General features: G+C 72.0%; 11 protein-coding genes and 2 pseudogenes. 10 read left to right on the forward strand and 3 right to left on the reverse strand.

Going from position 1 to position 13,141, the window contains the following annotated elements; translation table 11 throughout:
- Positions 1 to 115: 115 nt before the first annotated feature.
- The 4 genes and pseudogenes from NW895_RS09020 to NW895_RS09035 form a co-directional block, all read left to right on the forward strand.
- Entirely contained in the window at positions 116 to 1,165 is a 1,050-nt protein-coding gene (locus tag NW895_RS09020) for a LacI family DNA-binding transcriptional regulator (protein WP_289934856.1), read from the forward strand.
- Positions 1,166 to 1,249: 84 nt separating this feature from the next.
- A complete protein-coding gene (locus NW895_RS09025) occupies positions 1,250 to 2,614 on the forward strand; it encodes an endo-1,4-beta-xylanase (protein ID WP_289934857.1) in 1,365 nt (454 codons plus the stop codon).
- Between the two features lie 117 nt (positions 2,615 to 2,731).
- Entirely contained in the window at positions 2,732 to 3,748 is a 1,017-nt protein-coding gene (locus NW895_RS09030) for an LCP family protein (RefSeq protein ID WP_289935497.1), read from the forward strand.
- A 111-nt stretch (positions 3,749 to 3,859) separates the two neighbouring features.
- Positions 3,860 to 5,098: pseudogene (locus tag NW895_RS09035) on the forward strand (FG-GAP repeat protein); the annotation flags it as partial.
- Between the two features lie 52 nt (positions 5,099 to 5,150).
- On the opposite strand, the pseudogene NW895_RS41165 reads toward NW895_RS09035, so the two are convergent.
- Together NW895_RS41165 and NW895_RS09040 are read right to left on the reverse strand one after the other, a co-directional pair.
- A pseudogene (locus NW895_RS41165) lies at positions 5,151 to 5,240 on the reverse strand (hypothetical protein); the annotation flags it as partial.
- Positions 5,219 to 5,725 carry a DUF6624 domain-containing protein gene (locus NW895_RS09040; protein WP_289934859.1) on the reverse strand — a complete coding sequence of 169 codons (507 nt, stop codon included), beginning with the start codon at positions 5,723 to 5,725 and terminating at the stop codon, positions 5,219 to 5,221. The pseudogene NW895_RS41165 and the gene NW895_RS09040, both read right to left, overlap by 22 nt.
- Positions 5,726 to 6,007: 282 nt before the next feature.
- On the opposite strand from NW895_RS09040, the gene NW895_RS09045 reads away from it, so the two are divergent.
- Complete coding sequence (locus NW895_RS09045) at positions 6,008 to 6,364, forward strand: YciI family protein (protein ID WP_289934860.1); 357 nt, start codon at positions 6,008 to 6,010, stop codon at positions 6,362 to 6,364.
- Between the two features lie 48 nt (positions 6,365 to 6,412).
- Positions 6,413 to 7,672 (forward strand): RNA polymerase sigma factor, encoded by a 1,260-nt coding sequence (locus NW895_RS09050; RefSeq protein ID WP_289934861.1) that lies wholly within the window; start codon positions 6,413 to 6,415, stop codon positions 7,670 to 7,672.
- 24 nt (positions 7,673 to 7,696) lie between these two features.
- On the opposite strand, the gene NW895_RS09055 is transcribed toward NW895_RS09050, so the two are convergent.
- A complete protein-coding gene (locus NW895_RS09055; RefSeq protein ID WP_289934862.1) occupies positions 7,697 to 8,860 on the reverse strand; it encodes a class I SAM-dependent methyltransferase in 1,164 nt (387 codons plus the stop codon).
- A 90-nt stretch (positions 8,861 to 8,950) separates the two neighbouring features.
- Here NW895_RS09055 and NW895_RS09060 point away from each other — a divergent pair, with 90 nt between their 5' ends.
- The 4 genes from NW895_RS09060 to groL all read left to right on the forward strand — a co-directional run bounded on the left by NW895_RS09060 (position 8,951) and on the right by groL (position 13,110).
- A complete protein-coding gene (locus NW895_RS09060) occupies positions 8,951 to 9,910 on the forward strand; it encodes a polysaccharide deacetylase family protein (protein WP_289934863.1) in 960 nt (319 codons plus the stop codon).
- A gap of 71 nt (positions 9,911 to 9,981) precedes the next feature.
- Entirely contained in the window at positions 9,982 to 10,713 is a 732-nt protein-coding gene (locus NW895_RS09065; RefSeq protein WP_289935498.1) for a polysaccharide deacetylase family protein, read from the forward strand.
- A 347-nt stretch (positions 10,714 to 11,060) separates the two neighbouring features.
- On the forward strand, positions 11,061 to 11,369 hold the full coding sequence (gene groES / locus NW895_RS09070; protein ID WP_031119986.1) for a co-chaperone GroES: 309 nt from the start codon (positions 11,061 to 11,063) through the stop codon (positions 11,367 to 11,369).
- Positions 11,370 to 11,484: 115 nt separating this feature from the next.
- Positions 11,485 to 13,110 carry a chaperonin GroEL gene (groL, locus tag NW895_RS09075; protein ID WP_289934864.1) on the forward strand — a complete coding sequence of 542 codons (1,626 nt, stop codon included), beginning with the start codon at positions 11,485 to 11,487 and terminating at the stop codon, positions 13,108 to 13,110.
- Positions 13,111 to 13,141 lie beyond the last annotated feature (31 nt).

Here is a 13,141-nt window from a genome sequence, read left to right on the forward strand (position 1 = left end):
CGGCTCGAAGCCGACCGCGTCTCGCGAATGTTTCGGTCCATAATTCGAATGTTCCGGGAACCTATGGCTCCGCGAGGACTTCGTCAAGAGGTCCCGCAGGGATACGATCGCCGCCATGACATCCCCGGAGCCCGCTGAAACCCGGACGCAAGGGCGCACCGCGCAGACCGCGACCCTCGCCGAGATCGCCCGCGAGGCCGGCGTGTCCGCGCCGACTGTTTCGAAAGTCCTCAACGGCCGTGCCGACGTCGCCCCGGCCACCAGGGCCCGCGTCGAGGAACTGCTGCGCGCCCACGGCTACCGGCGCCGCCGTGCCGAGGCGACCCGGTCACCGCTGATAGACCTGGTCTTCCACGAGCTGGAGAGCGCCTGGGCGATGGAGGTCATCCGGGGCGTGGAGAACGTGGCACGGGACGCGGGGCTCAGTGTCGTGCTGAGCGAGAGCGCGGGACGGCTCACCCCCGGGCGGACCTGGGCCGACCAGGTCGCCGCCCGCCGCCCGCACGGCGTGATCCTCGTGCTGTCCGGCCTCGACGAGTCCCAGCGCGCCCTGCTGACCAGCCGCTCCATCCCGTTCGTCGTGATGGACCCGGCCGGCGACCCCGGCACCGACGTGCCGTCCATCGGCGCGACCAACTGGCAGGGCGGGCTCGCGGCCACCCGGCATCTGGTCGAACTGGGGCACCGGAGGATCGGCGCGATCAGCGGGCCGCCGCAGATGATGGGCAGCCGCGCCCGCATCGACGGCTACCGGGCCGCCCTGGAGACGGCCGGGCTGCCGGCCGACCCCGGGCTGATCATGCCCGGCGACTTCCACCACGAGGCCGGCTACCGGCAGGGCCTCGCGCTGCTGCGCCGCCCGGACCGGCCGACCGCCGTCTTCGCCGGGAACGACCTGCAGGCGCTCGGGCTGTACGAGGCCGCGCGCGAGCTGGGACTGCGCATCCCGGAGGACGTGAGCGTGGTCGGGTTCGACGATCTGCCGGTGGCCCGCTGGGTGGGGCCGCCGCTGACGACCGTACGGCAGCCGCTGACGGAGATGGCGGAGGCGGCGGCCAAGCTGGTCCTCGACCTGGGCCGCGAGGACGGCTCCCCGGTGGCGACCCGGGTGGAGCTGGCGACCAGCCTCGTGGTGCGCAGCAGCACGGCCGTGGCCGAAAGGTGACCTGTTGACGGGTGGGGTGCTCGGTCCCACACTCCTCCGAAGTCTATCGGTTGCACGACCGAAACTTTCGGAGACATTCCCACCATGAGAACCTCCAGATCCTCGTTCCGTGCACGCCTCGCCGCTTTCCTCACGTCAGCGGCCACCACCGGCGTCCTGCTGGCCGCAGGCGCCCCCGCCGCCCACGCCGCCGACACCCCGCTGCGCGACCTCGCCGCCGCCAAGGGCAAGGTCATCGGCACGGCGGTCACCGGCTCCAAGCTCACCGGCACCTACGGCGACACAGCGGGGCGGGAGTTCAACGCGCTCACGCCCGGCAACGCCATGAAGTGGGGGTCGGTCGAGCCGGCCCGGGGCACCTTCGACTGGGCCGAGGCCGACCGGATCGTCGACTTCGCCGAGGCCCACGGGCAGCAGGTGCGCGGCCACACCCTGGTCTGGCACAGCCAGAACCCGGGCTGGCTGACGAACGGCACCTGGACCTCCGCCCAGCTGAGCCGGCTGCTGAACGACCACATCGCCACCGAGGTCGGCCGCTACAAGGGCCGGCTGGCCGCCTGGGACGTGGTGAACGAGCCGTTCAACGAGGACGGCACCTACCGCGAGACCCTCTGGTACAACGGCCTCGGCGCCGACTACATCGCCCAGGCCCTGACCGCCGCCCGCGCCGCCGACCCGAGCGCGAAGCTCTACATCAACGACTACAACGTCGAGGGGGTGGGCGCGAAGAGCACGGCTCTGTACAACCTGGTCAAGTCCCTCAAGGAGCGCGGGGTCCCGATCGACGGCGTCGGCCTCCAGGCCCACCTGATCCTCGGTCAGGTGCCGTCGACCCTGCAGCAGAACATCCAGCGCTTCGCCGACCTGGGCGTCGACGTGGCGATCACCGAGCTGGACATCCGGATGCAGCTGCCGGCGACCGAGGCGAAGCTGGCCCAGCAGGCCGCCGAGTACAAGGCGGTCATGAACGCCTGCCTCGCCGTCTCCCGCTGCGTCGGCGTCACCGTCTGGGGCTTCACGGACTCCGACTCCTGGATCCCGGACACCTTCCCCGGCCAGGGCGCGGCGACCCCGTACGACGAGAACTACGCGCCGAAACCGGCGTACCACGCGATCGCCGAGGCGCTCGGCGGCACGACCACACCGCCGCCCACGGGCGCCTGCACGGCGACGTACAGCGTCACCGGTCAGTGGGACAACGGCTTCACGGGCCAGGTGCGGATCAGCTGCTCCGGGGCCTCACTGACCTCCTGGAAGGCGAGCTGGACCTTCGGCGCGGGCCAGCGGATCAGCCAGGCCTGGAACGCGAGCTGCACCCAGTCGGGGGCGGCGGTCAGCTGCTCCAACGCCTCCTACAACGGGTCGGTGCCGGACGGCGGTTCGGTGACGTTCGGGTTCAACGCCTCCTGGAGCGGGAGCAATCCCGTGCCCACGGTCACCCTGGGGTGAGGACGACCCGGGAAATCTGAGAATCTCCGAAGAAACACGGCCCCACGTCCCTGCTCGTCATAATTCGGACTTACGTTCCTCGTCGTGACGGCAGACGACGACATCGGGGGCAGACGCATGGGCCGGCGGTCATGGGTGCTGAAGGCCGCCGGCCTCACCCTGGCGGGTGCGCTGCTGCTGGGAGCCGCCGCGGCGGGCTGGGCCTACTGGCACCTGAACGACAACATCAAGAGCGTCGACATCGACAGCGCGCTCGGCGACGACCGTCCCGCGCAGCCGGTGACGGCACCGTCCCCCTCGACGTCCGCCACCACCTCCCCGCCGCCCACCGGCGCCCTGAACATCCTGGTCCTCGGCTCGGACTCGCGCAGCGGCAAGGAGAACCGGGAACTCGGCGGCGGAGACAGCTCCGGCGCCCGCTCCGACACGGCGATGGTCGTCCACCTCGACGCCGGCCGCACCAGCGCCACCGTGGTCAGCGTCCCGCGCGACACGCTCGTCACCCGCCCCTCCTGCCCGCTGACGTCCGGCGGTTCCACGACGGTGGCGTACAACGCCATGTTCAACAGCGCGTACGCGGTGGGCGGGCCGGTGTGCGCGGTCAAGACCGTCGAGTCGATCACGAACGTCCGCATGGACCACTACATCGAGGTCGACTTCGCCGGCTTCGCGAAGCTGGTCGACGCGCTCGGCGGGGTCACCGTCACCACCGACGAGAACATCGACGACGAGGACAGCCACCTGAAGCTGAAGGCCGGCACCCACCACCTCGACGGCACCGAGGCCCTGGCCCTGGCCCGCACCCGGCACGGCGTGGGCGACGGCAGCGACCTCGGCCGGATAAAGCTCCAGCAGAAGCTGGTGAAGGCGCTGCTGGAGCAGATCGCCTCGACCGACCTGCTCACCGACCCCGCCCGGCTGTACCGGGTCGCGGACGCGGTCACCGGCAGCCTCACCACCGATACGGGCCTGGACTCGCTGAGCGAGCTGACGCGCCTCGGCCAGAGCCTGACGGGCCTCACGGCGGACCGTGTGAAGACCGTGACGATGCCGGTCCTGCCGGCCCCCTCGAACGCCAACCGCGTGGTGGCGAAGGAGCCGGCGGCCGAGAAGTTGTGGGCTTCGCTGCGCTGACGGCCACAACCACCGCGCACGGCGACGAGTCTTTTGGGGTGACTGTGTCGCTGATGAGGGGGTTTTCCTGTGCCATTCACGCGTTCCTCTCCCCGTTGGGCCGTACCGGTGGTGGCGGGCCTGCTCGCCCTCGGCGCGCTCCCGTCGGACCTCTCGTACAGCGCACAGGCCGCGCCCCGGCCCCCCGTCCATGACGACTTCAACGGCGACGGGTACGCCGACCTCGCCGTCGGCGCCCCGGGCGCCACCGTCGGCGGCCAGGACAGGGCGGGCTATGTGGCGGTGGCGTACGGCGGACCGCACGGGCTGTCCGCCGGCCGGCGGTCCGTCATCAGCCGCGCCACCGACGGCATCCCGGGGTCCCCCGCCAAGGGCCAGGGCTTCGGGACACAGGTCTCCAAGGGCGACCTGAACGGCGACGGGTACGCGGACCTGGTCGTCGGGGTCGCGGCCCGGACGACGGACGCGGTCGTCGTGTGGGGCGGGCCGCGCGGCCTGTCCGGCGGCGGTACGTCCATCCCCGCCTCCCGCACGGTGACCGGCGACTTCGACGGCGACGGCCGGCTCGACCTCGCCCTGTTCCGCACCGGCGACTCACCCGGCGACGACCCCCTCGGCACCACCGCCACGCTGTGGACCGGCCCGGTCGGCCGCTCCGGGAAGCCGGCCCGCAGCACCGCCCTGGACCCCGACCACCTGCGGTACGTCGACGTCGTGGACGGCACGGCCGGGGACGTGACCGGCGACGGCCGGGACGAGCTCGCGCTCAGCGTCTACTGCGGTGACGGCGGCTACTGCACGGACTTCTACACCGGTGACTCCTCGGGCCTGACATACCGGCCCGGGACCGTCCCCAGCGGCGACGGCGGCGTCGCGCTGAGCGACTTCGACGGCGACGGCCACGCCGACGTCGCCGTCGGATCCGCCACCGACTCCACGGTCACGGTGGCCCTTGGCTCGGCCTCCGGTGTCCGTCCCCGCGGCACGTGGACGACGTACACCCAGGACACGCCGGGCGTGCCCGGAACGAGCGAGGCCAACGACCGCTTCGGCACGGCCCTGTCCGCCGGCGACATCACCGGCGACGGCATCGCCGACCTCGCCGTCGGCGCTCCCGGCAAGGAGCTCGGCTACGACGACGGCGCCGGCGCGGTCGTCGTCCTGCGCGGCAGCCGGGCCGGGCTGACGGGCCAGGGCGCCCAGGCCTTCACCCAGGACACGCCCGGTGTACCGGGCACGGCCGAGCCGGCCGACGCCTTCGGCACGGCGGTCGGGCTCCTCGACATCAACGGCAACGGCTACGCGGACCTGGCCGCGGCGGCCCCCGGCGAGGACGGCGGGAACGGGGCGGTGTGGGTCCTGCGCGGCCGGCCGACGGGGGTCGTGACGGACGCGGCGACCGTCATCGGGCCGAAGGCGATCGGGGCGCCGTACGCGAAGGCGAGGTTCGGGGCCGAGGTGAAGTAGCGCTCAGGGCATCGAGTGCTTCGCCACGTACGCGGCGAACGGCTCGATGCCCACCTCCGCGCGCAGTTCGTCCACACGCCCGGGCTCCCGGCAGGGCCAGGGGACCGGGGCGCCGTCCCGTACGCCGGCGATCTGGGTGCCGTAGATCTGCTCCCGCCCCTCGTTGACGAGGGTGCGGTCGCGCAGGAAGGCCAGCTCGCGGGGGCCTGCCTTGCCGTCCGCCACGGCCTGCTCCAGCAGCCGCAGCGCCCGCCGCTGGACGCCGAGCTGACGGTCGGCGTGCTGGGCGAGAAGCCAGGCGGCGCGGGCGGCCTCCGGGCCGACCAGGTCGGCGGTCGGCCAGCCGTGCACGTCCATGATCTCGTCGAGCCGGTCACCGTGCCGCGCGGTCAGCCGCCGCCAGGCCAGCTGCTCGGCGGGGTCGTCACTGCCCGCGTGCACGGTGGCCCGGTGGTCGGCCTCGGCCATGGCCGTGAGCTCGGCGGCCAGCGCGGCTATGTCCTGCGTCACTGTCAACTCCCTTATCTGCATGGCGCGTTGTGTGTCGAGCGGACACCACCCTAAAGCCGCATACGGAACACAAAGATCATTCCGGAGAACGGTGACGGGGACCGCCTCGCGGGGGGACAATGGATCTACCCCCTCTGCCACGGACCGCTGCCGCCTGCGAAAACGCGGCCCGGAAAAAAACTTCGAAGAAATCCGGGGAGTGTGTCGATCCGGGTGATCCTCGTTCGACGTACGAGTGAGAGGCCGGGAACCACCCGGCCCACCCGACACAGAGGAGTCACCATGCCCCGCTTCCTGTCGCTCGTGCGCGTCGACGAGTCCACCTCGCCCGCCCAGGGCCCGAGCCCCGAGCTGATGCAGCGCATGGGGGAGCTGATCGAGGAGATCACCAAGGCCGGCGTCATGCTCGACACGGCCGGGCTGCACCCGACGTCCCAGGGCACCCGCGTGCACTGGGACGGCAAGGAGGTCTCCGTCACCGACGGCCCCTTCACCGAGACCAAGGAGGTCATCGGCGGCTACGCGCTCATGCAGTGCAAGGACAAGGCCGAGGCGCTGGAGTGGGCCAAGCGGTTCGTGAAGGTCCACGAGGAGGAGTTCTCGCTCACCTGCGAGGTACGGGAGATCATGGAGGGCTGAGCCCGCTTCCTTGGCCTCCGCGCCGGTACGGGTGTCGAATGGGGGGTTGTGACCGCACAGCCCCCCGCCGACCCGGCCGGGACCATCGAGACCGTCTTCCGCCTGGAGTCCCCGCGCGTCATCGCCGGCGTCGCCCGTATCGTCCGGGACGTCGGCATCGCCGAGGAGCTCGCGCAGGACGCACTGGTCGCCGCGCTGGAGCAGTGGCCCCGGGACGGGGTGCCCGACAACCCGGGCGCCTGGCTCATGGCCACCGCCCGCCACCGCGCCGTCGACCTCGTCCGCCGCCGGGAGAACTACGCCCGCAAGCTCGCGGAGATCGGCCGGGACCTCTCGGACGCGGCCCCGCCCGAGGAGCCGGCCGACCCGGACGACATCGACGACGACCTGCTGAGGCTCGTCTTCACCACCTGCCACCCGGTCCTGTCCGCCGAGGCCCGCATCGCCCTCACCCTGCGCCTGCTCGGCGGGCTGACCACGGCCGAGATCGCCCGCGCGTTCCTGGTCCCCGAGCCGACGGTCGCCCAGCGCATCGTGCGCGCCAAACGCACACTCGCGACGAAGAACGTCGCCTTCGAGGTGCCGTACGGCCCCGACCGCGAGGCCCGCCTCGGCTCCGTCCTGGACGTCATCTACCTGATCTTCAACGAGGGGTACGCCGCCACCGCCGGCGACGACTGGCTCCGCCCGGCCCTGTGCGAGGACGCCCTGCGCCTGGCCCGTGTGCTGTCCGCACTGATGCCCAAGGAGCCCGAGGTGCACGCGCTGACCGCACTCCTGGAGTTCCAGGCGTCCCGCGCCGCCGCCCGCATCGGCCCCGACGGCGAACCGGTCCTCCTCAAGGACCAGAACCGCAGCCGCTGGAACCGCATGCTCGTCGCCCGCGGCGTCTCCGCCCTCGCCCGCGCCGACGCCACCTCGACGGGCGCCCCGGGCCCGTACGCCCTCCAGGCCGCCATCGCCGCCTGCCACGCGCACGCGTACTCCTACGAGGACACCGACTGGGCGTCCATCGCCACCCTGTACCGCCTCCTCGCGGCCCGCGCACCCTCCCCGGTCGTCGAACTCAACCGCGCGGTCGCCGTGTCGATGGCCGAGGGCCCCGCCCCGGCCCTGGAGATCGTCGACGCCCTGGCCGGCGAACCCGCCCTGCGGGACTACCACCTGCTGCCCAGCGTGCGGGGCGACCTGCTGCTGCGTCTGGGGCGTACGAGGGAGGCGAGGACCGAGTTCGTACGGGCGGCGGAGCTCACCCGCAACGAGCGGGAACGGCAGCTCCTGCTGGGCCGGGCGGGGGAGTGCGGCTGACAGGCCCGGACCAGCGGCTGGGCGTCACCCCGCCGGATGGCCCAGCAGCATGGCCGGGGCGCCGGCCACGCGCGTGAGGAAGACGGTCGCGGAGTGCGGGCCCTGCGGCTTGACCTTGCGGCGGAGTTCCTCCGGCTCCACGGCCGACCCCCGCTTCTTCACGGTCAGCGTCCCGACCTGCCGTTCCCGCAGCAGCGCCTTCAGCCTCTTCACGTTGAAGGGGAGCCGGTCGGTGATCTCGTACGCCGTCGCGTACGGCGTCGGCCGCAGGTCGTCCGCCGTGACGTACGCGATGGTCGCGTCGAGCAGTCCGCCGCCCACCTGGTCGGCGACCTCGGAGACCAGATGGGCGCGGATGACGGCGCCGTCGGGCTCGTACAGGTAGCGGCCGGGGGCGCGGACCTCGGGGTCGGGCAGGCCGCGGGAGAGCAGGGTGCGCGGGCCCGGCAGCAGGGTCGCCCGGACCGCGCCGGGCTCGGTGCCGAACCACAGCACCGCCTCCTTCACCTCGCCGCGGTCGGAGACCCACTCGGCCTCGGCCTCGGCGGGGATCGCCTCGTGCGGGATGCCGGGAGCGATCTTCAGCGCGGCGCGAGCGGCCCCGCGGGCTGCCTCGACCGCCCAGGACAGGGGCGGTGAGTAGGCCTCGGGGTCGAACACACGGCCCCGTCCGCCGCGCCGGCCGGGGTCGACGAAGACGGCGTCGTAGCCGGCCGTGTCCACCTCCGTGACGTCGGCCTCCCGTACCTCGATCAGCTCGGCGAGCCCCAGCGCCTCGGCGTTCGCGCGGGCCGTCGCCGCCGTCAGCGGGTCCCGGTCCACGGCGAGCACCCGGATCCCGGCCCGGGCCAGCGCGATCGCGTCGCCGCCGATCCCGCAGCACAGGTCGGCGACGGAGGTCACGCCCAGTTGTTTCATGCGCCGCGCGCGATACGCGGCCACGCTCGCCCGCGTTGACTGCTCGACCCCGTTCGGGGTGAAGAACATCCGCTGCGCGTCCTGCGGGCCGAACTTCGCCGTCGCCCGCTGCCGCAGCCGCGCCTGGCCGAGTGCCGCCGACACCAGCTCGGCGGGGTGCTCGCGCCGCAGCCGGGTCGCGACGGCGAGTTCCTGCGCGGGGTCGGTGTCGCGCACCTCGTCGAGGAGGGCACGGCCTTCGGGAGTGAGGAGGGCGTCGAGGTCGTTCACCGGCTCATTGTGGGCCAGTCGGTGGATGACGTGCCGCGGGCGGCGGTGTCGGTCGGGGGCGGGAGTCGTGGCCTGCGAGGATCCGGCACCATGAGGGCAGTAGGACAAAATGACAAAAGCCGGGTCGCGGGCAAGGCGTTTCGGGGGGCGTCTCCGGCGGCGCGGTTCCGTGGCGGCCTCGCCCTGCTCGCCGTCGCCGTCCTCGCCCCGGGCTGCGGGCGCAACGCCTCCGAGGTACGGCCCGCTTCCGGCCAGCAGCCCCTCAAGGCGCCCCCGGCCCGCGCGCTCGACGCGTACGCCGACCGGCTCAGTGCCGCCCACGCCGCCCGGGTCGCCGCCGCGAAGCGCTGGGGCCTGAGGAAGGTGCCGCTGACGGCTCCGCCGCCCACCGAGAGGCCGAGCATCAGGACCCGCAGGGGTTTCGAGGTCGACGGCCACGGGGAGCGCGGCCTCCCCCCGGTCTTCACCGCGGTCCCCACCCGGGAGAAGGTCGTCTTCCTCACCATCGACGACGGCGCCGAGAAGGACCCGGCGTTCCTGCGCATGATGAGCGAACTGCAGGTGCCGTACACCGCCTTCCTCAGCGACTACCTGGTGAAGGAGGACTACGGCTACTTCCGGCGGATGCAGGACCGTGGCGTGGGGCTGAACAACCACACCCTGCACCACCCCAACCTGCGCAAGCTGTCCTACGCCCGCCAGCAGCGCGAGATCTGCGGCATGCAGAACGTGATCGAGCAGCGCTACGGCAAGCGGCCGATCCTCTTCCGCCCGCCCTTCGGCACCTACGACGCGGGCACCCTGGTCGCCGCCAAGGCCTGCGGCATCCAGTACGTCCCCCTGTGGAACGAGGAGGTCTTCGTCGACCACTGGGAGTACCGCGAGGGGGACCGGAAGCTGCACCCCGGTGACATCGTGCTCACCCACTTCCGGGGCCGGGAGCACTGGAAGGGCACGATGCGCGACATGGCCCGCCGGTTCCTGAACAAGGTCACGGCCGAGGGATACGCGGTCGGGCGGCTGGAGGACTATCTGGAGGACCACCCGTGAGGGCGCGGGGGTGGGCGGCCGCGGTCCTGACGGCCCTGGTGCTCGCCGGATGCGGCCGGTCCACCGCCCCGATGCACGGCGAGCCGGGAGAGCATGAGGCGACGCAGGCACAGCGGGTGACCGACCGGCCCCCGTACCGCCGCTGGGGCCTCACGACCCCGCTGCCCCCGCCGCCGAAACCGTCCGCCCGCCCGCCGGTGCCGCCCGCCGGCCCGGGCCTCCCCCCGGTCGTCGACCACGTGCCCACCCACGACAAGGTCGTCTTCCTCACCTACGACGACGGCGTCGAACGGGACCCCCGGTTCGTCGACATGGTCCGCGAACTGCGGCTGCCGGTCAGCATGTTCCTCACCGACAGCGTGGTCGGACCGGCGTACGGCGACTTCGCCCGCCTGCGCTCGGTCGGCGCCGGCCTGCAGAACCACACCCTCGACCACCCCGCCCTGCGCGGTCTGCCCTACGCCGGCCAGCGCGCCGAGATCTGCGGCCAGCAGGACAAACTCCGCGCCCGCTTCGGTGTCCGCCCCCGCCTTCTCCGCCCGCCCTACGGCACCTACGACCGGACGACCCTCCGCGCGGCCGCCGACTGCGGCATCACCGCGGTCGTCCTGTGGCGGGCGTCGGTGGAGGGCGACGGCGAACTGACGTACACCCGGGGGCGACGCCGCCTGCAACCGGGTGACATCGTCGCCGTCGACCCGGACGACGCGACGGGGCTGTCCCTGCGGGACCGCACGACACGTGTGCTGCGGGAGATCAGGGGGAGGGGGCTGACGGTGGGGCGGTTGGAGGATTACCTCTAGCGGCGTCTCGTCGGCGCCGGTCAGGCAATCTTTCCGCCCGTCCGGCGCTTGAGGACGAGGCCGTTCAGGACGAAAGCGGGGGTCTGGGGGCGGCAGCCCCCCAGCGACGGTCACCCCGACGCCGGGCGCCGCACAAACGGACGTTCGCAGCGAACCCCGCGCCGCGCCGCACGGCAATTGGCACTCCGCTTGACCGAGTGCTAATCGCGGTCATAGTCTCGGCTCTGGCACTCGACAGAGGAGAGTGCCAACAACGCGACGGGCAGGTCCGGCACCCGCGACGACGGATCGACCTGGTCGCCACCTCAGACAGTTAACCCCGTGAGATCTCCGAAGGGGGAGGTCGGATCGTGACGACCGCCAGCAAGGTTGCCATCAAGCCGCTTGAGGACCGCATCGTGGTCCAGCCGCTGGACGCCGAGCAGACCACGGCCTCTGGCCTGGTCATCCCGGACACCGCCAAGGAGAAGCCCCAGGAGGGCGTCGTCCTGGCCGTGGGCCCGGGCCGCATCGAGGACGGTAAGCGCGTCGAGCTCGACGTCAAGGTCGGCGACGTCGTGCTCTACAGCAAGTACGGCGGCACCGAGGTGAAGTACAACAACGAGGAGTACCTCGTTCTCTCGGCCCGCGACGTTCTCGCGATCGTCGAGAAGTAATTCACCCGAGCACATTGCTTTGAGCTGCGCCCCTGGCCCCCCGCGACCGATAAGAAGCCGGGCGCCCGGGGCGCAGTGCCTTTAACCCAGATTCCGGAAGAGGGCTCACGCTCCCATGGCGAAGATCCTGAAGTTCGACGAGGACGCCCGTCGCGCCCTCGAGCGCGGCGTCAACAAGCTTGCCGACACGGTCAAGGTGACGATCGGCCCCAAGGGCCGCAACGTCGTCATCGACAAGAAGTTCGGCGCGCCCACCATCACCAACGACGGTGTCACGATCGCCCGCGAGGTCGAGGTCGAGGACCCGTACGAGAACCTCGGCGCCCAGCTGGTCAAGGAGGTGGCGACCAAGACCAACGACATCGCGGGTGACGGTACGACCACCGCGACCGTCCTGGCCCAGGCGCTGGTCCGCGAGGGTCTGAAGAACGTCGCCGCCGGCGCCTCCCCGGCGCTGCTGAAGAAGGGCATCGACGCGGCCGTCGCCGCCGTCTCCGAGGACCTGCTCTCCTCCGCCCGCCCGATCGACGAGAAGTCCGACATCGCCGCCGTGGCCGCGCTGTCCGCCCAGGACCAGCAGGTCGGCGAGCTCATCGCCGAGGCGATGGACAAGGTCGGCAAGGACGGTGTCATCACCGTCGAGGAGTCCAACACCTTCGGTCTCGAACTGGACTTCACCGAGGGCATGGCCTTCGACAAGGGCTACCTGTCGCCGTACTTCGTGACGGACCAGGAGCGCATGGAGGCCGTCCTGGAGGACCCGTACATCCTCATCCACCAGGGCAAGATCTCCGCGATCGCGGACATGCTGCCGCTGCTGGAGAAGATCATCCAGGCGAACTCCTCCAAGCCGCTGCTGATCATCGCCGAGGACGTCGAGGGTGAGGCCCTGTCGACCCTGGTCGTGAACAAGATCCGCGGCACCTTCAACGCCGTCGCCGTCAAGGCCCCCGGCTTCGGCGACCGCCGCAAGGCAATGCTGCAGGACATGGCCGTCCTCACCGGCGCCACCGTCATCTCCGAGGAGGTCGGCCTCAAGCTCGACCAGGTCGGCCTCGAGGTGCTCGGCACCGCCCGCCGCGTCACCGTCACCAAGGACGACACCACGATCGTCGACGGTGCCGGCAAGCGCGAGGACGTCGAGGGCCGCGTCGCGCAGATCAAGGCCGAGATCGAGGCCACCGACTCCGACTGGGACCGCGAGAAGCTCCAGGAGCGCCTCGCGAAGCTGGCCGGCGGCGTGTGCGTGATCAAGGTCGGCGCCGCCACCGAGGTGGAGCTGAAGGAGCGCAAGCACCGTCTGGAGGACGCCATCTCCGCGACCCGCGCCGCGGTCGAGGAGGGCATCGTCTCCGGTGGTGGCTCCGCGCTCGTCCACGCGGTGAAGGTCCTGGAGGGCAACCTCGACAAGACCGGCGACGAGGCCACCGGTGTGGCGGTCGTCCGCCGCGCCGCCGTCGAGCCGCTGCGCTGGATCGCCGAGAACGCCGGCCTGGAGGGCTACGTCATCGTCTCCAAGGTGGCCGAGCTCGACAAGGGCAACGGCTACAACGCCGCCACCGGCGAGTACGGCGACCTGATCAAGGCCGGCGTCATCGACCCGGTCAAGGTCACCCGCTCCGCCCTGGAGAACGCCGCCTCCATCGCCTCCCTCCTCCTCACGACCGAGACCCTGGTCGTCGAGAAGAAGGAAGAGGAGGAGCCGGCCGCCGCGGGCCACGGCCACGGCCACGCCCACTGAGCGACTCGCTCGTCAGGAAGCCCCCGTACCG

Origin of the sequence: Streptomyces sp. S.PNR 29 (assembly GCF_030386795.1) — a bacterium.
Taxonomy (GTDB): Bacteria; Actinomycetota; Actinomycetes; order Streptomycetales; family Streptomycetaceae; genus Streptomyces.

Bases quoted from the DNA above. Each gene is read 5' to 3' on its own strand.
- NW895_RS09020 (WP_289934856.1), top strand. From the start codon at position 116: ATGACATCCCCGGAGCCCGCTGAAACCCGGACGCAAGGGCGCACCGCG.
- NW895_RS09025 (WP_289934857.1), top strand. From the start codon at position 1,250: ATGAGAACCTCCAGATCCTCGTTCCGTGCACGCCTCGCCGCTTTCCTC.
- NW895_RS09030 (WP_289935497.1), top strand. From the start codon at position 2,732: ATGGGCCGGCGGTCATGGGTGCTGAAGGCCGCCGGCCTCACCCTGGCG.
- NW895_RS09045 (WP_289934860.1), top strand. From the start codon at position 6,008: ATGCCCCGCTTCCTGTCGCTCGTGCGCGTCGACGAGTCCACCTCGCCC.
- NW895_RS09060 (WP_289934863.1), top strand. From the start codon at position 8,951: ATGAGGGCAGTAGGACAAAATGACAAAAGCCGGGTCGCGGGCAAGGCG.
- NW895_RS09065 (WP_289935498.1), top strand. From the start codon at position 9,982: ATGCACGGCGAGCCGGGAGAGCATGAGGCGACGCAGGCACAGCGGGTG.
- groL (WP_289934864.1), top strand. From the start codon at position 11,485: ATGGCGAAGATCCTGAAGTTCGACGAGGACGCCCGTCGCGCCCTCGAG.